This is a genomic window from Bauldia litoralis (assembly GCF_900104485.1).
Lineage (GTDB): Bacteria > Pseudomonadota > Alphaproteobacteria > Rhizobiales > Kaistiaceae > Bauldia > Bauldia litoralis.
Genome location: NZ_FMXQ01000004.1, coordinates 154,307 through 173,902 on the forward strand (window position 1 = coordinate 154,307; position 19,596 = coordinate 173,902).

The 19,596-nt window shown below is 65.1% G+C and carries 20 protein-coding genes and 2 tRNA genes; 7 read left to right on the forward strand and 15 right to left on the reverse strand.

The window, feature by feature from the left end; genetic code table 11:
• Window positions 1-67: 67 nt before the first annotated feature.
• A complete protein-coding gene (locus BLT60_RS10965) occupies window positions 68-415 on the forward strand; it encodes a DUF1428 domain-containing protein (protein WP_090876493.1) in 348 nt (115 codons plus the stop codon).
• Between the two features lie 16 nt (window positions 416-431).
• Here BLT60_RS10965 and BLT60_RS10970 read toward each other — a convergent pair whose 3' ends face one another.
• The 4 genes from BLT60_RS10970 to BLT60_RS10985 form a co-directional block, all read right to left on the reverse strand.
• Window positions 432-1,115: a hypothetical protein gene (locus tag BLT60_RS10970; protein WP_090876494.1), complete on the reverse strand. Its 684-nt coding sequence runs from the start codon at window positions 1,113-1,115 to the stop codon at window positions 432-434.
• 94 nt (window positions 1,116-1,209) lie between these two features.
• Window positions 1,210-1,482, reverse strand: coding sequence for a hypothetical protein (locus tag BLT60_RS10975; RefSeq protein ID WP_090876495.1), 273 nt, complete (start codon window positions 1,480-1,482; stop codon window positions 1,210-1,212).
• Between the two features lie 137 nt (window positions 1,483-1,619).
• Window positions 1,620-2,048 carry a TIGR02301 family protein gene (locus tag BLT60_RS10980; protein ID WP_244521221.1) on the reverse strand — a complete coding sequence of 143 codons (429 nt, stop codon included), beginning with the start codon at window positions 2,046-2,048 and terminating at the stop codon, window positions 1,620-1,622.
• A gap of 42 nt (window positions 2,049-2,090) precedes the next feature.
• Window positions 2,091-2,510 carry an NUDIX hydrolase gene (locus BLT60_RS10985; RefSeq protein WP_175478385.1) on the reverse strand — a complete coding sequence of 140 codons (420 nt, stop codon included), beginning with the start codon at window positions 2,508-2,510 and terminating at the stop codon, window positions 2,091-2,093.
• A 97-nt stretch (window positions 2,511-2,607) separates the two neighbouring features.
• Between BLT60_RS10985 and BLT60_RS10990 the strand changes: the two genes are divergently transcribed.
• Entirely contained in the window at window positions 2,608-3,288 is a 681-nt protein-coding gene (locus BLT60_RS10990; RefSeq protein ID WP_090876497.1) for an SOS response-associated peptidase, read from the forward strand.
• A gap of 30 nt (window positions 3,289-3,318) precedes the next feature.
• On the opposite strand, the gene BLT60_RS24345 is transcribed toward BLT60_RS10990, so the two are convergent.
• Window positions 3,319-3,483 carry a hypothetical protein gene (locus BLT60_RS24345; protein WP_175478386.1) on the reverse strand — a complete coding sequence of 55 codons (165 nt, stop codon included), beginning with the start codon at window positions 3,481-3,483 and terminating at the stop codon, window positions 3,319-3,321.
• A 222-nt stretch (window positions 3,484-3,705) separates the two neighbouring features.
• Between BLT60_RS24345 and BLT60_RS10995 the strand changes: the two genes are divergently transcribed.
• From BLT60_RS10995 to cnbZ, 3 genes are all read left to right on the forward strand, one after another.
• The gene (locus BLT60_RS10995) at window positions 3,706-4,485 is read left to right on the forward strand and encodes a DUF1499 domain-containing protein (protein WP_090876498.1); all 780 of its coding nucleotides are present in this window, start codon (window positions 3,706-3,708) and stop codon (window positions 4,483-4,485) included.
• A gap of 259 nt (window positions 4,486-4,744) precedes the next feature.
• The gene (locus tag BLT60_RS11000) at window positions 4,745-5,941 is read left to right on the forward strand and encodes a mandelate racemase/muconate lactonizing enzyme family protein (protein ID WP_090876499.1); all 1,197 of its coding nucleotides are present in this window, start codon (window positions 4,745-4,747) and stop codon (window positions 5,939-5,941) included.
• Window positions 5,942-5,975: 34 nt separating this feature from the next.
• A complete protein-coding gene (cnbZ, locus tag BLT60_RS11005) occupies window positions 5,976-6,719 on the forward strand; it encodes a 2-amino-5-chloromuconate deaminase CnbZ (protein ID WP_090876500.1) in 744 nt (247 codons plus the stop codon).
• Between the two features lie 81 nt (window positions 6,720-6,800).
• On the opposite strand, the gene BLT60_RS11010 is transcribed toward cnbZ, so the two are convergent.
• Window positions 6,801-6,877: transfer RNA gene (locus BLT60_RS11010), tRNA-Pro, on the reverse strand.
• A gap of 149 nt (window positions 6,878-7,026) precedes the next feature.
• Here BLT60_RS11010 and BLT60_RS11015 point away from each other — a divergent pair.
• Window positions 7,027-7,101, forward strand: a tRNA-Gln gene (locus tag BLT60_RS11015).
• 38 nt (window positions 7,102-7,139) lie between these two features.
• Here BLT60_RS11015 and BLT60_RS11020 read toward each other — a convergent pair.
• The 7 genes from BLT60_RS11020 to BLT60_RS11050 are packed head-to-tail and all read right to left on the reverse strand — an operon-like array spanning window position 7,140 to window position 17,768.
• Window positions 7,140-7,442, reverse strand: coding sequence for a hypothetical protein (locus BLT60_RS11020; RefSeq protein ID WP_090876501.1), 303 nt, complete (start codon window positions 7,440-7,442; stop codon window positions 7,140-7,142).
• A gap of 12 nt (window positions 7,443-7,454) precedes the next feature.
• Window positions 7,455-8,288 (reverse strand): peptidylprolyl isomerase, encoded by an 834-nt coding sequence (locus tag BLT60_RS11025; RefSeq protein WP_090876502.1) that lies wholly within the window; start codon window positions 8,286-8,288, stop codon window positions 7,455-7,457.
• Window positions 8,285-9,064, reverse strand: a complete 780-nt coding sequence (gene narI / locus BLT60_RS11030) for a respiratory nitrate reductase subunit gamma (RefSeq protein ID WP_090876503.1) — start codon at window positions 9,062-9,064, stop codon at window positions 8,285-8,287. The genes BLT60_RS11025 and narI overlap by 4 nt, the downstream gene beginning before the upstream one ends.
• 10 nt (window positions 9,065-9,074) lie before the next feature.
• On the reverse strand, window positions 9,075-9,767 hold the full coding sequence (gene narJ, locus BLT60_RS11035) for a nitrate reductase molybdenum cofactor assembly chaperone (RefSeq protein ID WP_342028584.1): 693 nt from the start codon (window positions 9,765-9,767) through the stop codon (window positions 9,075-9,077).
• Window positions 9,767-11,287 (reverse strand): nitrate reductase subunit beta, encoded by a 1,521-nt coding sequence (gene narH / locus BLT60_RS11040; RefSeq protein WP_090876504.1) that lies wholly within the window; start codon window positions 11,285-11,287, stop codon window positions 9,767-9,769. Before narH ends, narJ begins: the two co-directional genes overlap by 1 nt.
• A 3-nt stretch (window positions 11,288-11,290) precedes the next feature.
• Window positions 11,291-15,028: a nitrate reductase subunit alpha gene (locus tag BLT60_RS11045; RefSeq protein WP_090876505.1), complete on the reverse strand. Its 3,738-nt coding sequence runs from the start codon at window positions 15,026-15,028 to the stop codon at window positions 11,291-11,293.
• Between the two features lie 10 nt (window positions 15,029-15,038).
• Entirely contained in the window at window positions 15,039-17,768 is a 2,730-nt protein-coding gene (locus BLT60_RS11050) for a nitrate/nitrite transporter (RefSeq protein WP_090876506.1), read from the reverse strand.
• Between the two features lie 231 nt (window positions 17,769-17,999).
• On the opposite strand from BLT60_RS11050, the gene BLT60_RS11055 reads away from it, so the two are divergent.
• Window positions 18,000-18,698 (forward strand): helix-turn-helix domain-containing protein, encoded by a 699-nt coding sequence (locus BLT60_RS11055; RefSeq protein WP_090876771.1) that lies wholly within the window; start codon window positions 18,000-18,002, stop codon window positions 18,696-18,698.
• 27 nt (window positions 18,699-18,725) lie between these two features.
• Here the strand turns inward: BLT60_RS11055 and fdxA are convergent, their stop codons facing one another.
• Both fdxA and BLT60_RS11065 read right to left on the reverse strand, forming a co-directional pair.
• The gene (gene fdxA, locus BLT60_RS11060; RefSeq protein ID WP_090876507.1) at window positions 18,726-19,064 is read right to left on the reverse strand and encodes a ferredoxin FdxA; all 339 of its coding nucleotides are present in this window, start codon (window positions 19,062-19,064) and stop codon (window positions 18,726-18,728) included.
• Window positions 19,061-19,504 carry a group III truncated hemoglobin gene (locus BLT60_RS11065; RefSeq protein WP_244521222.1) on the reverse strand — a complete coding sequence of 148 codons (444 nt, stop codon included), beginning with the start codon at window positions 19,502-19,504 and terminating at the stop codon, window positions 19,061-19,063. The genes fdxA and BLT60_RS11065 overlap by 4 nt, the downstream gene beginning before the upstream one ends.
• Window positions 19,505-19,596 lie beyond the last annotated feature (92 nt).

The following is a 19,596-nucleotide window of genomic DNA, read 5'->3' on the forward strand; positions in this document are numbered from 1 at the left end:
GTCGTATCGATGCCGGCCGACACTTGAGGTCCGCCGCCGGGTCATGTGAACCGTGAGGAGAACCGCCATGCCGTATATTGAAGGCTACATTGCCGCCGTACCGACCGCGAACAAGGACCAATACGTCAAGCTTGCCAGGGAAGCGGCCGTCCAGTTCAAGAAGCTCGGCGCGACGCGCCTGGTCGAGTGCTGGGGCGACGACGTGCCCAAGGGCGCCGTGACCGATTTCTACAAGGCGACCCAGGCCAAGGATGACGAGACGCCGATCTTCAGCTGGGTCGTCTATCCCGACAAGGCGACGCGGGATGCGGCCAACAAGGCGATGATGGACAATCCCGACATGGGGAAAATGGAGATGCCGTTCGACGGCAAGCGCATGTTCTGGGGCGGATTCGAGCTGGTGGTCGACGAATGACCGGCCCCGACCGGCCTCACTCCCCGACGAGGAAGTAGCGCCAGGTTCCGTCCGGCGCCAGGCCGACGCGGTAGGAGAGGTAGGTGCCGAAGGTCTTCATGTCCTCGTAGTCGCCGGGATAGACGATCTTCAGCAGTTCGACGATCTGCGGGCCGGTAAGCAACTCGACAGGGTAGTGGGCGAAATACGGCCAGACATACATCTCGTCGGGCGTGCCCTCGCCGTAATGGACGTAGCCGGTCTCGAGCATCTCGCTGAGGACGGCGAGGATCTCGCGCCCTTCCGGATCGGTCGACAGCGACCGCAGGTATTCGATCGGATCGTCGCCGATGTCGTTGTAGCTGAAGGCCGGCGGTTCGCCGTTTGCCTCGATGATCGGCCGTATCCGCTCGATATCGCCGCTGGCCGCCGCCTCGAGAATCTGTTCCCGCAGCCGCCGGACCGGCGTCGGCAGGGAGGCGGGATCGTAAACGACGGTGGGCGCGACGGCGGGGACGGAGAAGGGTCGCCTCGTTTCGGTGTTTCCCGGGAACAAGGGGCCATCGGCGGGAATGCCCGGCATCACGCGCTCGCCGGCTTCGCCCGCCGCGTCATCGGCCTCGACCGTGTCCGGGCCGCTGCCGGGCGCCGCGGCGGCGAAACCAAGCACGCTCACGATCGCCCCGCAGGCAATCAGGAAGCGGATCAATGTTCCGAGCATGGCCGCCCCTCCCGCCGGCGCCGCTTATGCAACCGGTGGCTTTCGTGCCGTCACTTTAGCCGAACGGCCCAGCGTCGCAACGCGACTTCGACGGCTACTGCACGATCCGGTGTGGCGAGAATTCGAACGCCCGTATGCGCTCCGGCAACGTGTGGACGAGGCCGGCGACGGCTTCCTCGCCATAGGTCTCGATCAGGTTCGAGAAGGCCCGGAACATAGCGACATGGGCAAGGATTTCCGAATCAACCCCGGCCGAGGCAGCCTCTTCCCAGGCTTCCGACAGGTACGTCAGTGCGAGCCGCTTTTTCTCAGCGATTCCATTGTCTTCCGGATTCGATGCAGGGGCCTGCGCAGTCGTCGTCGCCATCTAATCCACCCGTTCCCCGTCAGAGGCAAAGTTAACGAGCGTGAAAGCTAACACGTCAAATTGTCTGCATCAGCCGCATCATGAAGAAAGGGTTAACGCGACCTTAAGGATTCCGAAGGGTTCCGTTAACGGTCTGTTTACTCTTGCCGACCGTAGCGGGCGACCACATCGCGGGCAAGGCGGGCCCCTTCGTCCATATACCGATCAATCGCCGCGGTCGCCGCCGGGGTACAGGTGCGGTAAACGGCCTTGAAGCCGTCATACCCGCGGTTGAAGCGATCGACGAAGCGCAGGCGGCGGGCGGGATCTGCCTGATCCGCATCGATCAGCGCCTGCATCTGGTCGCGCCACAGGCCGCCTTCGTCGCCGCCGCAAAGCTGGCGCATGTAGTGAATGGCGCCGAGGATTTCCGAGAGTCGAAGCAGGCTCTCGTCGTAAGGCGTGACGATCGGCTCCGGCGCCGCCGGCTCTTCTTCTTCCTGGGCAAGCGCCGACCCGGCAAGTCCGACGGCGACCAGCGCCACCAGTCCGAGGGCTGATTTTCTCGTGCGATTCTTCACTGTCACTGTCAGGCGTCCCGCTGTGTCCTGCCCCGCTCGGCGAATGGTCTACCGCATCCCGAGGTCGGCGAGGATGCGGTTCGTGTCCCGTGTCATCTCCAGCGATCGCAGATCGGCGGCGGAGAACCACCGGGCGTCGGCCGCATCGTCGCCGGCGGCGAGGTCTCCGCCGGTCGGCCGTGCCGCGAAGACGACCAGGACATAGTGGCCGCCAACACCGGCCGATTCGTGGCCGGGGAGGATTTCAGCGTGGTCGATGACGGCGCCGATATCCACCGTCAGGCCGGTTTCCTCGCGGACTTCCCGCGCCGCCGCCACGGCAAGGGCCTCGCCATATTCGACGCCGCCGCCCGGAAAGGCCCATAGTCCGAGATAAGGCGGTTTGCCCCGCTGGACGAGCAGGACCATTTCGTCCCGGCGGATAACGACGCTGACGCCGAGGCGTGGACGGGGGGAGGGCGATGACATGGCGGCGATGCTATCCTCCGCGCCGGACCGCCGCAAAGCCCCGACGCGCCGCGGGTGGCGGCGAATCGATTGCGGCGGATGAAGGGAGCCGGAGACCATGTGCGGACGCTATATCCTGACAGCCACGCCCGAGGAGCTTGCGGCGCTGTTTGGCTATATCGACGGCGAGTGGTTTCCGCCGCGCCACAACATCGCGCCGACCCAGCCGATCGCCATCGTCCGCCAGGTCGAGGGCGCACGGCGCTTCGCGCTGGTTCGCTGGGGGCTGGTGCCGGGCTGGGTCGAGGATCCCCGCAAATTCTCGCTGCTGATCAACGCCCGGGCCGAGGGCGTCGCGACCAAGCCGTCCTTCAAGTCCGCCTACAAGTATCGCCGCTGCCTGATCCCGGCATCGGGCTTCTACGAATGGCGACGGGCGGCCGGCAGCGCCAAGCAGCCCTATCTCATTCGCCGGCCGGACCATGCGCCGTTCGCCTTTGCCGGGCTCTGGGAAAGCTGGATGGGGAAGGATGGCAGCGAAATCGACAGCGCCTGCATCATCACCACCGACGCCAACCGGCTGCTGGCGCCGATCCATGACCGGATGCCGGTGATTCTCGATCCGCAGGACTACGCCGCCTGGCTCGACGCGCGCGACAATCCGCCGGGCGCGGTGGAGCCGCTGTTACGGCCGGCCGCGGACGACCTGCTGGAGGCCATCCCGGTCAGTACGCGCGTCAACAAGGCCGAAAACGACGATCCGGGCCTGCTGGAGCCGCTCGAACAGACGCTGCTCTGAGCGGCGCCGGCAGGACCGTCGGGTCCGTCGTCAGGCCGGCTTGGCCACCGCCGATTCCCGGCGGGCCTGGCTGAGCGCGGCGACCACTTCGGGAATGGCAACGCTGCGATACTGGCTTTCGAGCGCTTCTTCGCTCTTGCGATCGGCCTGGGACCGGAACGGTCGGCGGTCGATCTGACTCTTCGATGCAATCACGGGTCTACTCTTGTCTGGTCTGGGCGGCGAAGGCTTCGCCGCAGCTCCAGCCTCATCAATCCAGTTTGAGGCGGAATCGTGAAGACATGGTCAATGAAGCGTCTCGGGTCCGTGGAAAAGGGAAAGCGCGGTCGAGTGTGCCAAAAATGACCCTGTGCTTGCGCCGCTCGCACCAAGCCGGTAGCTGACATTCGTTGTCTTCCTCTGGGATTCGAGCCGCGAATGTCATCCCGACTGCGTGAGCGCCGCTCTTCGCTGGCGACCTGGAGTTCACGGCTGGCGCTCGTCTCGATCCCGATCCTGGTGATCGTCGCGATCGGCCACCGCAGCGGATTGATGAGCGCGACCCAGGCCTATGCCTCCATGGCACTCGGCTTCGGGCTGGCCGGGCTCGCGGTGCTGGCGGCCCTCGGGGCGCTGGAAGGGATCTGGCGTGACGGCCGCAAGGGCCTCGGATCCGCCATCGCCGGGCTGCTGGTCGGGCTTGCGGTGCTGGTCCTGCCGCTGGCCGGTGCGTGGCATCTGATGTCCTATCCGCAGCTCATCGACATCTCGACCGACCTCGAGGACCCGCCGGCCTTCCTGCTTGCCGCCGCCGACCGCCCGGCCGATGCCCGGCCGGTGACCGATCCGAGCGAGGACGACGCCGATGTCCAGCGCGAGGCCTATCCCGACATCGTGCCGCGGCACTATCCCGTCGGCACGGCGCGGGTCTTCGAGGACGCCAAGGTGATTGTCGATCGCCGGGGCTGGCGGCTCCTCGGCGCCCGGCCGCCGACCGAAACGGCGGAGGCGGGGTGGATCGAGGCGGTGGCGGCGACGCCGGTCTTCGGCTTCCGGCAGGACGTGGCGATCCGCATCCTGCCGGACGGCGAGGGGGCGCTTGTCGACGTGCGCTCCGCCGCCCGCAACGGCGCCCATGACCTCGGCGCCAACGCCGAGCGTATCCGCGCCTTCTTCCGCGACCTCGACGCCTCGCTGCAGGGGATCAGCGAGGAATAGGGACGCGGGAGCCGAGGCAAAGGCTCCTTCAGCCGCGACCGTGACACGCCCGGTGACATGGCTGCCACGGCGCTGAAAACGCCTTGGCGAGTTCGTCGGGCCGCGGATGAAAAACGATCACAATAAATCGGTGGTGCGACAGATCGCAGGTGGCCTCGCCGACCGACAAGGATCACGCTGGAGCAAACCGCAGCGATGAACGAAGATGCGGCGACCGGGCCGGCAGCGACGGCCTCAAGAAGACGTTGGGGGGAACGACATGAAGATCGTGGGCCTGGAGACGATACGGGCTGAGGAACTGGAGAACCTGCTCTGGCTGCAGGTCGAGACCGACGAGGGGATCATCGGCCTCGGCGAGACCTACCTGATGCCGAAGACCGTCGAAGCCTATGTCCATGAGGTCATCGCGCCAAAACTGCTCGGCCGCGATCCGCTGGCCATCGACCGGATCGCGAAAGACCTCAACGGTTATCTCGGCTTTCGCTCCTCGGGCGCCGAGGTGCGCGGCAACTCCGCCCTCGACATCGCGCTCTGGGACATCTTCGGCAAGGTCACCGGCCAGTCGATCACGCAACTCCTCGGCGGCCCGTCGCGTGAGCGGGTCCGCACCTACAACACCTGTGGCGGTCCGAATTACATGCGGACCGCCAAGGGCGTGAACCCCGGCAACTGGGGGATGGCCGAGACCGAGCGCTACGACGACCTCAACGGCTTCATGACCCGCGCCGGCGAACTGGCCGAGGACCTTCTGTCCGAGGGCATCACGGCGATGAAGATCTGGCCCTTCGACCCGGCGGCGCAGAAGACCGACGGGCAATACATCTCGAACGAGGACCTCAAGGCGGCGCTCGAACCCTTCGAGAAGATCCGCAAGGCGGTCGGCGACAAGATGGACATCATGGTCGAGTTCCACTCGATGTGGCAGCTCGTCCCTGCGATGACCATCGCCAAGGCGCTGGAGCCCTACAACACCTTCTGGCACGAGGACCCGATCAAGATGGACAGCCTCGCCAGCCTCAAGCGCTACGCGGCGGTGTCGCCGGCGCCGATCTGCGCCTCGGAGACGATCGGCACCCGCTGGGCCTTCCGCGACCTGCTGGAGACCGACGCCGCAGGCGTCATCATGCTCGACCTGTCATGGTGCGGCGGTCTGTCGGAAGCCCGCAAGATCGCCGCGATGGTCGAAGCCTGGCACCTCAGCATCGCGCCGCATGACTGCACCGGGCCGGTGGTGCTGACCGCCTCGACCCACCTGTCGCTCAACGCGCCCAACGGGCTGATCCAGGAGAGTGTCCGCGCCTATTACCGGACCTGGTACCAGGACCTCGTCACCGCGTTGCCGGAGGTCCGGGACGGCTATATCACCGCACCGCCCGGACCCGGGCTTGGGCTGGAGCTCGCTCCCGATCTCGACAGCAAGTTCACCGTCGCCCGACAGGTATCGCGGCTGCAATAGTCGCCGCTCGTCGCCGATCAACGAAGGAAGAAACGTGGACATCAGGACTTTCGCTCCAGGCAACTACCGCTTCATCGAGGGCGTTTCGCAATATTCGGCAGGGGTCGCGGCCCTCGACGGTCACGAGATCGTCCGCGTCCGGTTTCGCCGACCGGTTCCGCTGGCCGAGGGCTTTCGTCGGGTCGAAACGTGGCTCGGCGACGCCGGGCGTCCGCTGACCGCTTTCTGCGCCTGCGAATTGCGCTCGCCGGAGCCATTCAGCGAAGAGGGCTTTCGCACCTTCAACCAGCGATACACCGAGACGCTCGACCGCTGGGGCATCCTTCACGATGGCTGGAATCCCGTGGCGCGCAGCAACGTCTGCCCGGAGATCGGCGCCCCGGCCGAGCCCGGCTTCCACGCCTTTTGCTACACACGCCCGGCAAAGGCGGCGGCGCCGAGCTTCATCATTGCCGGCAGCGGCGAAACGGTTGAGGGGCAAGCCAACTACCGCGACCACATCGTGCGCCTCGGCGACATCGGCGCGGGGGCGATTCGCGAGAAGGCAGAGTTCGTCCTCGCTGCCATGGAGGCGCGGCTGGCGGCGCTGGGATTCGGCTGGTCCGATACCACCGCAGCCCAGGTTTACACCGTCCACGACTTCCATCCGGTCGTCGCCGACATGGTCGGCCGTGGCGTGGCCGATGGTGGAATGACCTGGCACTTTGCCCGGCCGCCCGTGGTCGACATCGAATTCGAGATGGACTGCCGCGGCGTGGCAGTCGAGCAGATGGCGTAAATCGGCCGGGTTTCGGGCGACTGAAGACGTAACATGGACTGATCGAAAGGCGGTCTCGGGAGGACCGCGGCGCCAGGAAATTGGTCGGAGTGGCAAGATTCGAACTTGCGACCCCCTCGTCCCGAACGAGGTGCGCTACCAGGCTGCGCTACACTCCGGCCGCTGGCGAGGCGCTTTATAGCCTCGCATCCGGACGCAAACAAGGGCGCTTTATCGACGCCGTGAAGAGGGGCGTATCCGTTGCGGAGGGCGGCGCAAGCCTATATACGGGCGCGGGCCGCAGCGCGCTGGAATCCCGGTGCTCCGGTGGGGCGTCGCCAAGTGGTAAGGCAACGGGTTTTGATCCCGTCATTCGCAGGTTCGAATCCTGCCGCCCCAGCCAGTCAATCGGCCAGAAATCTGCCCCAGCGCGGCGGACCTTCAGTCAGCCACTGCCGCGGACTCCGCGATTCCGGTCAGGACATAGCCGAAGGCACGCTGGAGGCAGGTGGCGCCGGGGTCGTCGGACCGGTTGAGCGCGCCCATCAGGTTCGTCCACTCATCCGACGATGCGTTGTCGGCATAGGTGCGAACGGTCCAGGCGGCATAGGCGCCGAGCGACACGCCGTTATCTTCGGCCTGTTTTCGCATGTCGGCGAGAAGCCCGAGGTCGCCGAGGTCGACAATCGTCTGGGTTGCGGTGGTCTCGTCGGTCAGACGCGCAATGATATCGCCAAGCAGCAAGGCTCGATCCTCTCAGTTGACCCGATGCGCTTCGGCGCCGGCGATCTCGATGCCGGTGATCTCGGCGCGCGAGACGAGCCGGGCGAGATACTGGGCCGTCGCGGTCCGCCGGGTCCGCTCGCGCAGGTATTCGCCGATCCGCGCCGCAACGGTCTCGAACGGCAGCGCGTCGCCGGCGATCCTTCGATCTAGCCGGATGATGTGAAGACCGTATCGTGTCTCGACCGGCGCGGCGGTCGTCTCGCCTTCGGCCAGATCAGCGACGGCGGCGGCAAATTCCGGCGTCGTCTCTTCAGGTGTCAACTGCCCGAGGCGGCCGCCTTCGCCGGACGACCCGCAATCCGAGTGGGCACGTGCCAGGTCGTCGAACGCGTCCGGGTTGGCGGCAAGTTCGGCGGCGAGCGACACTGCCTTCTCGCGGGCCGCCGCAAACGCGTCGGCGTCGCTTGCCCTCGCGGCGACGAGAATGTGCCGCGCCTCGAGTATCTCGGAGGGCTGGAACCTGGCGCGATTGGCGTCGTAGTAGCGGCGAAGTTCGGTGTCGTTGGGCTCCGGGACCTTCACCTCTTGCTCGATCAGGGCGCGAATGCGGGCTTCGTCGTCGGTCTCGCGTCGTTCCTTGTCGTCGACCTGCGGCGTGGCGACGATCGCCAGCCGGCCGGCCTCCTGCAGCAGCAGTTCGCGCAGGACCAGTGCTTCGGCGGCCTTCTGCCATGAAGCCGAAGGTGACGGCGCGGGATGGTGCTGGATCTCGCCGGTGATTGCGGCGCGGGGGATGATGGTTCCGTTCACCGCGATAAGCGGGGGCGGTGCTGCGGCTGGCCTCGTGCCGATGACCTGCGTCATGTCCGTCGCTCCTTTGGCCAGACGGCCTTGGCGTCCACCCGGGCGGTGCCGCCGGGCAGAGACGACCGCGACAGCGACGAATCCTCAGCCGGGCGCGCGCTGCGCACGATCTGATAACCGCGGCGACCGAGATACCAGATCGGCGCGCTCCAGATGTGAACCAGGCGGGTGAAGGGAAAGATGAGGAAGATCGTCATGCCGAGGAAGATGTGGAGCTTGAAGATCGGGCTGACATCGGCGATCGCGGCAGAGACGCCGGGCTGTAGCGTCAGGATCCCTTGCGCCCAGGTCATGAACTTCACCATCTCGTGGCCGTCGAGATGATTGAGGGATACGGGAATGGTCGCAAGCCCGAGCAGCAGCTGAGCGAAGAGAATGAGCAGGACCGCGTTGTCACCGAAGGACGAGTTGCGGCGGATGCGCGGGTCGAGCAGCCGGCGGTGAGTCAGGAGGGCGATACCGACCAGGCAGATCAGCCCGGCAACACCGCCGACGACGATCGCCAGCATCTGCTTGAAGCCATGCGAAATGCCCAGCATGTCGAAGATCCAGATCGGCGTCAGCAGGCCGACCAGATGGCCGGCAAAGATGATCAGGATGCCGACATGGAAGAGGTTCGAGCCCCACATCAACTGGCGGCGGCGCAGCAACTGGCTCGAGCCGCTGCGCCAGGTGTATTGCTCCCGGTCGAAGCGGATGAGGCTGCCGACGAGGAACACCGTCAGGCAGAGATAGGGATACCAGCCGAAGACTGCGTGGTTCAGGTAGTCGACCATGGCTCGCTCCTTATGCCGGCCGTGCCGCGGGACGCTTCGCCGCCCGGATCCGCGCGACCAGATCGTCCTTGCAGTTGCTTGCCGCTTCCGGGCCGAAGGTGACGGGCGTGTCCTCCCAGGCGGCGTCGAGCGCGGCGAGATCGTCCGGATCGAATTCCGGTTCGTCAGGGAAATCGTCAATCGTCGTCCTTGCCGGATCGGCGACCGCGAGGTCGGTCAGGGCAGCGAAGATCGCGGCGTAGGACGACTCGCGCTTCACCAGTCGCGCGTGCAGCGCGATGGCGATGTGGGCCGTCTGGTCGAGCAGGTCGCGGGCTTCGGCGATCGGCCGAGTCGAGAGGAATTCGAGGAACAACGGCAGGAAGTCGGGCAACTCCGTCGCATCGATCGCCAGGCCGTTCCGTTCGTAGAGGTCCTTCAGGTCGATCATCGCCTGACCCCGGTCGCGGCTCTCGCCATGAACATGCTCGAACAGGTGAAGCGAGAGCGACCGCGTCCGGTCGAACAGGACGACGTAGCGCTCCTCGAGATCGAACAGGTCGCCCTCGCCGATCTCGCCGATCAAACGCTCGAGGTCGGCCAGCACGGCGGGGGAGACAATCGCTTCGCCGCGAAGCGCGCTTCGCATCTCGCCGGCCGCCTTCTGGAGATCGCTGGTCGGATAGGAGAGCAGCGCCGACAGCACCTTGAACGTCCGCACCATCACATGACCTCCATCGGGTTCTTCGCAGCCTTCGGCGATCCGAACAGGTTGGGCTCGGTCTCGCCGCCGGAGCAGCCGTTGCCGAAGGAGAAGCCGCAGGAGCCGCGCAGGTCGAAGGCGTCCTCGCCGAGTTCGCGATGCGCCGTCGGGATGACGAAGCGATCCTCGTAATTGGCGATCGCCATGATCTGGTACATCTCGTCGATCTGGTCCGGCCGCAGGCCGACACGACGGGCGATGCCCTCGTCGATGACCCCGTCGACCGTCCTGGCGCGCATGTAGCCGCGCATCGCGAGCATGCGTTCAAGGGCGAGCGCCACCGGTTCTTCCTTGCCGGCGGTCAGGAGGTTGGCGAGGTATTTCAGCGGGATGCGCAGCGAGCGCACGTCCGGCATCTCGCCGTCGACGCCGATGCTGCCGGCGGCGGCCGCCGACTGGATCGGCGAGAGCGGCGGCACGTACCAGACCATGGGCAGGGTGCGGTATTCGGGGTGGAGCGGGAAGGCGACCTTCCACTCCATCGCCATCTTCCAGATCGGCGAGCGGATGGCGCCCTCGATCCAGTTCCCCGGAATTCCCTGGGCGCGGGCTTCGGCGATCACCTCGGGATCGTTCGGATCGAGGAAGACGTCGAGCTGCGCCTGGTAGAGGTCCTGTTCGTCGGCAACGCTCGCCGCCGCCTCGATGCGATCCGCGTCATAGAGGATCACGCCGAGATAGCGGATGCGCCCGACACAGGTCTCCGAACAGACCGTCGGCTGGCCGGCCTCGATGCGCGGGAAGCAGAAGATGCACTTCTCGGATTTGCCGCTCGACCAGTTGTAATAGATCTTCTTGTAGGGACAGCCGGAGACGCACATCCGCCAGCCACGGCACTTGTCCTGATCGATCAGGACGATGCCGTCCTCCTCGCGCTTGTAGATCGCGCCGGAGGGGCAGGCGGCGACGCAGGCCGGGTTGAGGCAATGCTCGCAAAGCCGCGGCAGGTACATCATGAAGGTGTTTTCGAACTGGCCGTAGATCTCCTTCTGGACGCCCTCGAAGTTGACATCGGCCGAACGCTTGGCGAATTCGCCGCCAAGGATTTCCTCCCAGTTCGGGCCCCATTCGACCTTCTCCATCCGCTCGCCGCTGACCAGTGAGCGTGGCCGTGCCGTCGGCACGGTGTTCATCTCCGGCGCCTTCTGCAGATGCCCGTAATCGAAGGTGAAGGGCTCGTAGTAGTCGTCGATCTCCGGCAGGTCGGGATTGGCGAAGATGTTGGCGAGCACCCGCCACTTCGACCCGATGCGCGGCTCGATCTTGCCGTTGCGCTTGCGCCGCCAGCCGCCTTTCCAGCGCTTCTGGTTTTCCCAGTCCTTCGGGTAGCCGATGCCCGGCTTGGTCTCGACGTTGTTGAACCACGCGTATTCCATGCCCTCGCGGCTGGTCCACACGTTCTTGCAGGTGACCGAACAGGTGTGACAGCCGATGCATTTGTCTAGGTTCAGCACCATCGCGATCTGCGCACGGATCTTCATGTCTCAGGCCTCCACGGGCGCGGGTTGATCGGCGGACGGTTTGTCGAGCCAGTCGACCTTCGCCATCTTGCGGACGATGACGAACTCGTCGCGGTTCGAACCGACGGTGCCGTAGTAGTTGAAGCCCCAGGATTGCTGGGCGTAGCCGCCGATCATGTGGGTCGGCTTGAGGACCGTGCGCGTCACCGAGTTATGGATGCCGCCGCGCATGCCGGTCTGCTCGGAGCCCGGCACGTTCACGATCTTTTCCTGGGCGTGATACATCATGCACATGCCCGCCTTGACGCGCTGCGAGACCACGGCGCGGGCGACCAGCGCTCCGTTCGAGTTGAACGCCTCGATCCAGTCGTTGTCGACGATCCCGACCGACTTGGCGTCCGTCTCGTTGATCCAGACGCACGGACCGCCGCGCGACAGGGTCAGCATCAGCAGGTTGTCGGTATAGGTCGAGTGGATGCCCCATTTCTGATGGGGCGTGATGAAGTTGAGGACGATCGGCGCGTTGCCGTTCGGCTTGCGGTCGATGACCGGGTTGACGCTCTTGGTATCGATCGGCGGGCGATAGACGCAGAAGCCTTCGCCGAAGGCCCGCATCCACAGGTGATCCTGGTAGAGCTGCTGGCGGCCGGTGAGCGTCCGCCACGGGATCAGTTCGTGGACATTGGTGTAGCCGGCGTTGTAGCAGACCTTCTCCGACTCCAGACCGGACCAGATCGGCGAGGAGATGATCTTGCGCGGCTGCGCGACGATATCGCGGAAGCGGATCTTCTCGTCCTCCTTGTGGATCGCCAGATGGGTGTGTTCGCGGCCGGTGAAGCCGCCGAGCGACGCCCAGGCCTTGACCGCGACCTCGCCATTGGTTTCCGGCGCCAGCGAGAGGATGACCTCGCAGGCATCGATGTCGGTCTCGATCCGGGCCAGGCCCTTGCTGACGCCTTCGTCGAGCACCTCGCCGTTGAGCGACTTGAGGAAATCGACCTCATGCTCGGTGTTCCAGCTCATCCCCTTGCCGCCGTTGCCGAGCTTCTGCATCAGGGGCCCGAGCGAGGTGAAGCGCTTGTAGAGGTTGGGATAGTCGCGCTCGACCACGGTGACGGCCGGCATCGTCTTGCCGGGGATCGGGTCGATCTCACCGGTCTTCCAGTCCTTGACGTCGAAGGGCTGGGCGATCTCGCCGGCGGTGTCGTGCATGATCGGCGTGAGGACGACGTCCTTTTCGACGCCGAGAACCTCCGCCGAGACGCGCGAGAAAGCCTCGGCGATGCCCTTGTAGATATCCCAGTCGCTGCGCGACCCCCATGCCGGCTCCACCGCGCTGGTCAGCGGATGGATGAAGGGGTGCATGTCGGAGGTGTTGAGGTCGTTCTTCTCGTACCAGGTCGCCGTCGGCAGGACGATGTCGGAATACATGCAGGTCGTCGACATGCGGAAATCGAGCGTCACCAGCAGGTCGAGTTTTCCCTCGGGCGCTTCCTCGTGCCAGACGACCTCGGACGGCTTGGTCTTGCCGTCCTCGCCGAGGTTCTTGCCCATGACACCGTGACTGGTGCCGAGCAGGTGCTTGAGGAAATACTCGTGGCCCTTACCGGAGGCGCCGAGCAGGTTGGAGCGCCAGATGAACATGTTGCGCGGCCAGTTCTTCGGATTGTCCGGATCGTCGCAAGAGAGCTTGAGGTCGCCGGATTTCAGGCCCTTGGCGACGAAATCCTTCGCCTCCATGCCCGCCGCTGCGGCTTGTTTGGAGACCTCCAGCGGGTTGGTCTCGAGCTGTGGCGCCGACGGCAGCCAGCCCATGCGCTCGGCCCGCACATTGTAGTCGATCAGCGCGCCTTCCCACGGGCCGGACGGTGCCGTCGGGGAGAGAATCTCAGACACGTCGAGCGTCTCGTAGCGCCACTGGTCGCTGTGCGCGTAGAAGGCGGAGGTCGAGTTCATCTGGCGTGGCGGGCGGCCCCAGTCGAGACCGAAGGCGAGCGGCAGCCAGCCGGTCTGCGGCCGCAATTTCTCCTGCCCAACGTAATGTGACCAGCCACCCCCGGACTGGCCGACGCAGCCGCACATCACCAGCATGTTGATGATGCCGCGGTAGTTCATGTCCATGTGGTACCAGTGGTTCAGGCCGGCCCCGAGGATCACCATCGAGCGCCCGTTGGTCTTCTCGGCGTTGCGCGCGAATTCCCGCGCCGTGGTGATGATCTGGTCGCGGGGCACGCCGCTGATCGTCTCCGCCCAGGCCGGCGTATAGGGCGCGACCTCGTCGTAATCCGCCGCCAGGTGCTCGCCGCCAAGGCTGCGGTCGACGCCGTAATTGGCGAGAAAGAGATCGAACACCGACGCCACGACGGCTTCGCCCTCGGCAAGCTGCAGTCGCTTCACCGGGACATTGCGGAGCAGCACGTCGGGATGGTCGGTGCCGAGGAAGTGGTCGTGTTCGCGATTGCCGAAATAGGGGAAGCCGGCCGGCAGGGCATCGTCCTGCACATCCGCCAGCGACAGTCGCAATTTCGTGTCGCTGCCGTCGCCGGCCTTCTCCTCGAGGTTCCACTTGCCTTTTTCGCCCCAGCGGAAGCCGACCGAGCCCTGCGGCACGACGATGGTGTCGGTCGTCTCGTCGATCGCCAGCGTCTTCCATTCGGGGTTGTTGGTCTCCTTGCAGTCGGCGAGGTCGGAGGCGCGCAGGAAGCGCTCCGGCACATAGTGCTCGCCCTGCTTCACCAGGCGCACGAGCATCGGCATGTCGGTGTATTGCCGCGCGTAATCCTGGAAGTAGGGGACCTGCCGGTCGACATGGAACTCGCGCAGGATGACATGGCCCATGGCCATGCCGAGTGCCGCGTCCGTGCCCTGCTTCGGCGACATCCACAAGTCGGCGAATTTCGATGCCTCGGAATAGTCCGGGCAGATCACCACGCTCTTGGCGCCCTTGTAGCGGGCCTCGGTATAGAAATGGGCGTCCGGAGTCCGGGTCTGCGGGACGTTTGACCCCCACAGGATCAGGAAGCTTGAATTGTACCAGTCGGCCGATTCCGGAACGTCGGTCTGCTCGCCCCAGGTCTGGGGGGAGGCCGGCGGCAGGTCGCAATACCAGTCGTAGAACGACATGCAGACGCCGCCGAGCAGCGACAGGTAGCGGGAGCCCGCCGCATAGCTGACCATCGACATCGCCGGGATCGGAGAGAAGCCGAAGACCCGGTCGGGCCCATGGGTCTTGACCGTGTAGGCGTTCGACGCGGCGATGATCTCGTTGACCTCGTCCCAGTCGGCGCGGACGAAGCCGCCAAGCCCGCGCTTCTCGACATAGGAGGCGCGCTTCGCCGGGGTCTCGACGATCGACTTCCACGCCGCCACCGGCGTCATCGACACCCGCGCCTCGCGCCAAAGCCGGAGCAGGCGGGAACGAACCAGCGGATACTTCACCCGGTTGGCGGAGTAGAGATACCAGCTGTAGCTGGCGCCCCGGGCGCAGCCGCGCGGCTCGTGGTTGGGCAGGTCCGGGCGGGTGCGCGGGTAGTCCGTCTGCTGGGTTTCCCAGGTGACGATGCCGCCCTTGACGTAGATCTTCCACGAGCATGACCCGGTGCAGTTCACGCCATGGGTCGAGCGGACGATCTTGTCGTGCTGCCAGCGCTTGCGGTAGCCGTCCTCCCAGCGACGGTCTTCGTGGGTGACGATGCCGTGGCCGTCGGCGAAATCTTCGGTGACCCGGTTGAAAAAGGTCAGGCGGTCGAGAAAGTGGCTCATCGGGGTCTCCTCAGGCCGCTGCTTTGATGCTGGTGGGTGTGGCGCCGCCGCCGCCGTGCTCGACGTCATGCAGCAGACCGCCGCGCCGGGTGTAGAACCACCAGGTCGCCAGCACGCAGGTGACGTAGAAGATCATGAAGCCCCACAGCGCCATCTCGGGACCGCCGGTCGACGCGATCGACGAGCCGTAGGCCTTGGGAATGAAGAAGGCGCCGTAGGCGGCGACCGCCGAGGTGAAGCCGATGATCGCCGCCGACTCCTTGTCGCCCTGGCGAACTTGGTCCTGTGCCGGCGCGCTCGGCATCAGGCGGACGGTTTCCTTGCGCATGATTGCCGGGATCATCTGGAAGGTCGACGCGTTGCCGACGCCCGTCGCGAAGAACAGGATCATGAACATCGCGAAGAAGCCCCAGAAGGCGCCCGGCTGGTCCTTGATGCCGAGGAAGTAGAGGACGCCGGCCACGGCCGCGATCATCAGGATGAAGACCCACAGCGTCACCCGGCCACCACCCCAGCGGTCGGAAATCCAGCCGGTCGCCGCCCGCGACAGCGCGCCGACCAGCGGTCCGAGGAAGACGAATTTCAGTGAATCGACGTCCGGGAACTGGGTCTTGGCGAGCAGCGGGAAGCCTGCCGAGTAGCCGATGAAGGAGCCGAAGGTGCCGGTATAGAGCCAGCACATGATCCAGTTGTGCTTGCGCTGGAAGATCACCGCCTGCTCGGCAAAGGAAGCCTTGACCGAGGCGATGTCGTTCATCCCGAGCCAGGCGGCGATGGTCGACAGGATCAGGAACGGCACCCAGACGAAGCCGGCATTCTGGACCCAGAGCATCGAGCCGTCCGACAGCGTCTGCCCCTCGCCACCGACCACGCCGAAGACGCCGCCGGTGATCACCAGCGGGACGACGAACTGGACGACGCTGACGCCGGTATTGCCAAGGCCGGCATTCAGCGCCAGCGCGTTGCCCTTCTCGCGCTTCGGAAAGAAGAAGGAGATGTTGGCCATCGACGAGGCGAAGTTGCCGCCGCCGAGTCCGCAAAGCAGCGCCAGCACCAGGAAGATCAGGTAGGGCGTTTCCGGATTCTGCACGGCGTAGCCGATGCCGAAGGCCGGGACCAGAAGCGAAGCGGTGGTCACGGTCGTCCACAGCCGGCCGCCGAAGATCGGCACCATGAAGGAATAGAAGATGCGCAGCGTCGCCCCGGACAGGCCCGGCAGCGCCGCCAGCCAGAAAAGCTGGTCGGTCGAGTAGGTGAAGCCGATCGCCGGAAGCTTGGCGACGACGACGCTCCACACCATCCAGACGGCGAAGGCGAGCAGCAGCGCCGGGATCGAGATCCACAGGTTGCGGCGGGCGGTCCGCCGGCCCTTCTCCTGCCAGAAGGCATCGTCCTCCGGGCGCCAGTCGTCGATCAGCGCGCTGCTCGCGTGATGCTCCTCAGGCTTGTGGACATGCTCCAGCTCGGCCAGCGGCGGCAGCTTGGCCAGCGCCTCGCCGGCGACCCGCTGCTCCATCGAGCGGATGGCGAAATGCATCCAGGCCAGCGACACGGCGACCACCAGGAAAAGCAGCATGAAGCAGCTCGTCCAGATGTTGGTGAGATCGGCCATGACGCCGAAGGCGATCGGCATGACGAAGCCGCCCAGACCGCCGATCATGCCGACCAGCCCGCCGACCGAGCCGACATTGCCGGGGTAGTAGACCGGGATGTGCTTGTAGACCGCCGCCTTGCCCAGCGACATGAAGAAGCCGAGGACGAAGATGGTGATGACGAAGGGGATCAGGTCCATCTGCGTCGAGAAGGCGATCGGCCCGTCGATGCCGTGGATGACGTAATCGGTCTGCGGATAGGACAGCATGAACAGGCAGATCAGCGAGACGAAGAACGTCCAGTACATGATCGTCCGGGCGCCGTAGCGGTCGGACAGATGCCCGCCATAAGCGCGGAACAGGCTGGCCGGGATTGAGTAGAGCGCGGCAAGCATGCCGGCCGATTCAATACCGAGGCCGTAGACGTCGATGAGATAGTGCGGGAGCCACAGCGCCAGCGCGACGAAGCCGCCGAAGACGAAGAAGTAGTAGAGCGCGAAGCGCCAGACCTGCTGATGGCGGAGCGGCTCGAGCTGCATCAACGCCGAGCGCGCCTTCTCGCCGCGGGCACGCCGCGCCACCAGCTCGGGGTCGTCCTGGCTGGTGAAGAAGAAGACGATGGCAGTGACGGCCAGGACCGAGGCCCAGACGACCGCGACCATCTGCCATCCGAAGGCGACCAGCACGAAAGGGGCGAAGAACTTGGTCACCGCCGCGCCGACATTGCCGACACCGAAGATGCCGAGCGCGGTGCCCTGCTTCTCGGGCGGATACCACTTCGAGACATAGGCGATGCCGACCGCAAACGAACCGCCGGCAAGCCCGACGCCGAGGGCGGCAAGCAGCATCAGCGGATAGGTCGACGCGAAGGAGAGGAGGTAGGTGGCAGCCGCGGCCGCCAGCATGGTCAGGGTGAAGACGACCCGGCCGCCATACTGATCGGCCCAGATGCCAAGGAAGATGCGGGAGAGGGACCCGGTCAGGATCGGCAGGCCGACGAGAAGCCCGAACTGCGTCTCGCTCAGCCCGAGGTCCTGCTTGATCCGCACGCCGATGATCGCGAAGATCGTCCAGACCGCGAAGCAGACGGTGAAAGCGACCGTCGAGAGTCCAAGTGCGCGCTTTTGTCCGCTCTCCGTCGCTGGCATGTTGCCCCCCTTATCCTGATCCAAGGATTCAACGTCGGGGCAAGCGATTGCACACACACGGGCGATGGTTATTGACGTGAATCAAGACGAACTCGTAAGGCGTCTGGATTATTCTTATTTTGACTGACGTTATGAAAGTAAATTACATTTTTCTCGTTGGTTTAGACATTTTTCTGCTTATCGATTGATATTTATCAAAAATGTTTGTGGCCCGCCGTGGGAAAGGCATTCATGCGCCAGACAGACATCGAGCAGGTTCGATCCATTCATCTGTTCAGGGACATGGCCGAGTCGCATTTCGCCGATCTCACCATGGCCGCCTATCTTCAGCGGTTCCCGGCCCAGATGGCGCTGATCGAGGAAAACGAGAAGCCCGACTTCCTGCATGTCGTCTTCGAAGGCGGAGTCGAGCTCTATGCGCGACACGGCCGACGCGAGACGACGCTCGCGGTGTGCCGGCCGTTCACGACGTTCATTCTTGCCGCGGTGGTGCAGGACCGACCCTATCTCGCGTCCGGCCGGACGATCGAGCCGTCGAAGATCCTGATGCTGCCGGCCGAGGCTGTGCGGTTGGCCTTCGACCGGGACGGGGCCTTCGCCCGCGCCATTGTCCGCGAACTTTCGGCCTCTTTCCGTGGCGTGATGAAGGAACTGAAGAGCCACAAGCTGCGGGCCAGCGCCGAAAGGCTGGCAAACTGGATCCTGGCGGAAGACCACGCAAACGGCGGCGACGGCAGCTTCAAGCTCCCCTACGACAAGCGGACGCTGGCGGCGCGGCTGGGCATGACGCCGGAAAACCTGTCGCGTAATCTCGCGCAACTCGCCGCCTGTGGCGTCACCATCAACAACCGCGATGTCACGATCGTCGATGCCGGCGCGCTGACCGCCTTCGCTGACCCGACGCCGTCGATCGACGACCCCGACTACTGACGCGCCCGGATAGCCGACCGTCGGCGCTCAGTCCCCCTCGCCGGGCTCCGGCGAGAAGTATCGTTCCAGCTTTTCCGGCACGCCGTCGAATTCGTCGGCGTCGGCCGGCGGATCGCGGCGGTTGGTGATGTTGGGCCAGACCGCCGCAAACTCGGCGTTGAGCTTCAACCAGCTCTCGAGGCCAGGGGCCGTGTCCGGCAGGATCGCTTCCGCTGGACATTCCGGTTCGCAGACGCCGCAGTCGATACACTCGTCGGGATGGATGACGAGCATGTTCTCGCCCTCATAGAAGCAGTCGACCGGGCAGACCTCGACGCAGTCCATGTACTTGCACTTGATGCAATTGTCGGTGACGACGAAGGTCATGACGCCCTCGGTGGCCAGACCCGGTCAGGTCGATAGAACAGGCCGAGCTTGAAGCTCTCGGCAATGCGCGTCGCCTTGTCGACAAAGGCGGCGGCCAGATCGCGGGTGAAGAGCTCGTCGCAGGTTCCGGCGAAAAGGACGAGCCAGCGATCGAACAGGTGGGGCTCCATGCCTTCAATGCGCCGATGAACCGCCAGCGGGTTGCCCTTGTAGCGACCACTGGCCAGCGTCAGCGACGACCAAAAGTCGCGCATGGTCGCCAGGTGCGGCCCCCAGTCGCCGGGGATGGCGCGGGCGAAGATCGGCCCGAGCTCGGGGTCGGAGCGAATCCGGGCATAGAACAGATCGACAAGATCGCGAATCCCGTCCTCGGTCACCGCGTCCCGCAGCGCCGGCCTCGTCGCCGTGGCATCGACTGGCGTCTGGTCGCGTATGGTCATCGCCCGCCTCCTTCATAACCAGTATTTTCGATACATCTAATCGGCGACTTGCGGCAAAGCAATATTGCAAATATTTCTTTGATGTCGATCCC

Coding starts and splice junctions, on each gene's coding strand:
- BLT60_RS10965 (WP_090876493.1), top strand. CDS start 68: ATGCCGTATATTGAAGGCTACATTGCCGCCGTACCGACCGCGAACAAG.
- BLT60_RS10970 (WP_090876494.1), bottom strand. CDS start 1,115: ATGCTCGGAACATTGATCCGCTTCCTGATTGCCTGCGGGGCGATCGTG.
- BLT60_RS10975 (WP_090876495.1), bottom strand. CDS start 1,482: ATGGCGACGACGACTGCGCAGGCCCCTGCATCGAATCCGGAAGACAAT.
- BLT60_RS10985 (WP_175478385.1), bottom strand. CDS start 2,510: ATGTCATCGCCCTCCCCCCGTCCACGCCTCGGCGTCAGCGTCGTTATC.
- BLT60_RS10990 (WP_090876497.1), top strand. CDS start 2,608: ATGTGCGGACGCTATATCCTGACAGCCACGCCCGAGGAGCTTGCGGCG.
- BLT60_RS10995 (WP_090876498.1), top strand. CDS start 3,706: ATGTCATCCCGACTGCGTGAGCGCCGCTCTTCGCTGGCGACCTGGAGT.
- BLT60_RS11000 (WP_090876499.1), top strand. CDS start 4,745: ATGAAGATCGTGGGCCTGGAGACGATACGGGCTGAGGAACTGGAGAAC.
- BLT60_RS11025 (WP_090876502.1), bottom strand. CDS start 8,288: ATGACGCAGGTCATCGGCACGAGGCCAGCCGCAGCACCGCCCCCGCTT.
- narI (WP_090876503.1), bottom strand. CDS start 9,064: ATGGTCGACTACCTGAACCACGCAGTCTTCGGCTGGTATCCCTATCTC.
- narJ (WP_342028584.1), bottom strand. CDS start 9,767: ATGGTGCGGACGTTCAAGGTGCTGTCGGCGCTGCTCTCCTATCCGACC.
- narH (WP_090876504.1), bottom strand. CDS start 11,287: ATGAAGATCCGTGCGCAGATCGCGATGGTGCTGAACCTAGACAAATGC.
- BLT60_RS11045 (WP_090876505.1), bottom strand. CDS start 15,028: ATGAGCCACTTTCTCGACCGCCTGACCTTTTTCAACCGGGTCACCGAA.
- BLT60_RS11050 (WP_090876506.1), bottom strand. CDS start 17,768: ATGCCAGCGACGGAGAGCGGACAAAAGCGCGCACTTGGACTCTCGACG.
- BLT60_RS11055 (WP_090876771.1), top strand. CDS start 18,000: ATGCGCCAGACAGACATCGAGCAGGTTCGATCCATTCATCTGTTCAGG.
- fdxA (WP_090876507.1), bottom strand. CDS start 19,064: ATGACCTTCGTCGTCACCGACAATTGCATCAAGTGCAAGTACATGGAC.
- BLT60_RS11065 (WP_244521222.1), bottom strand. CDS start 19,504: ATGACCATACGCGACCAGACGCCAGTCGATGCCACGGCGACGAGGCCG.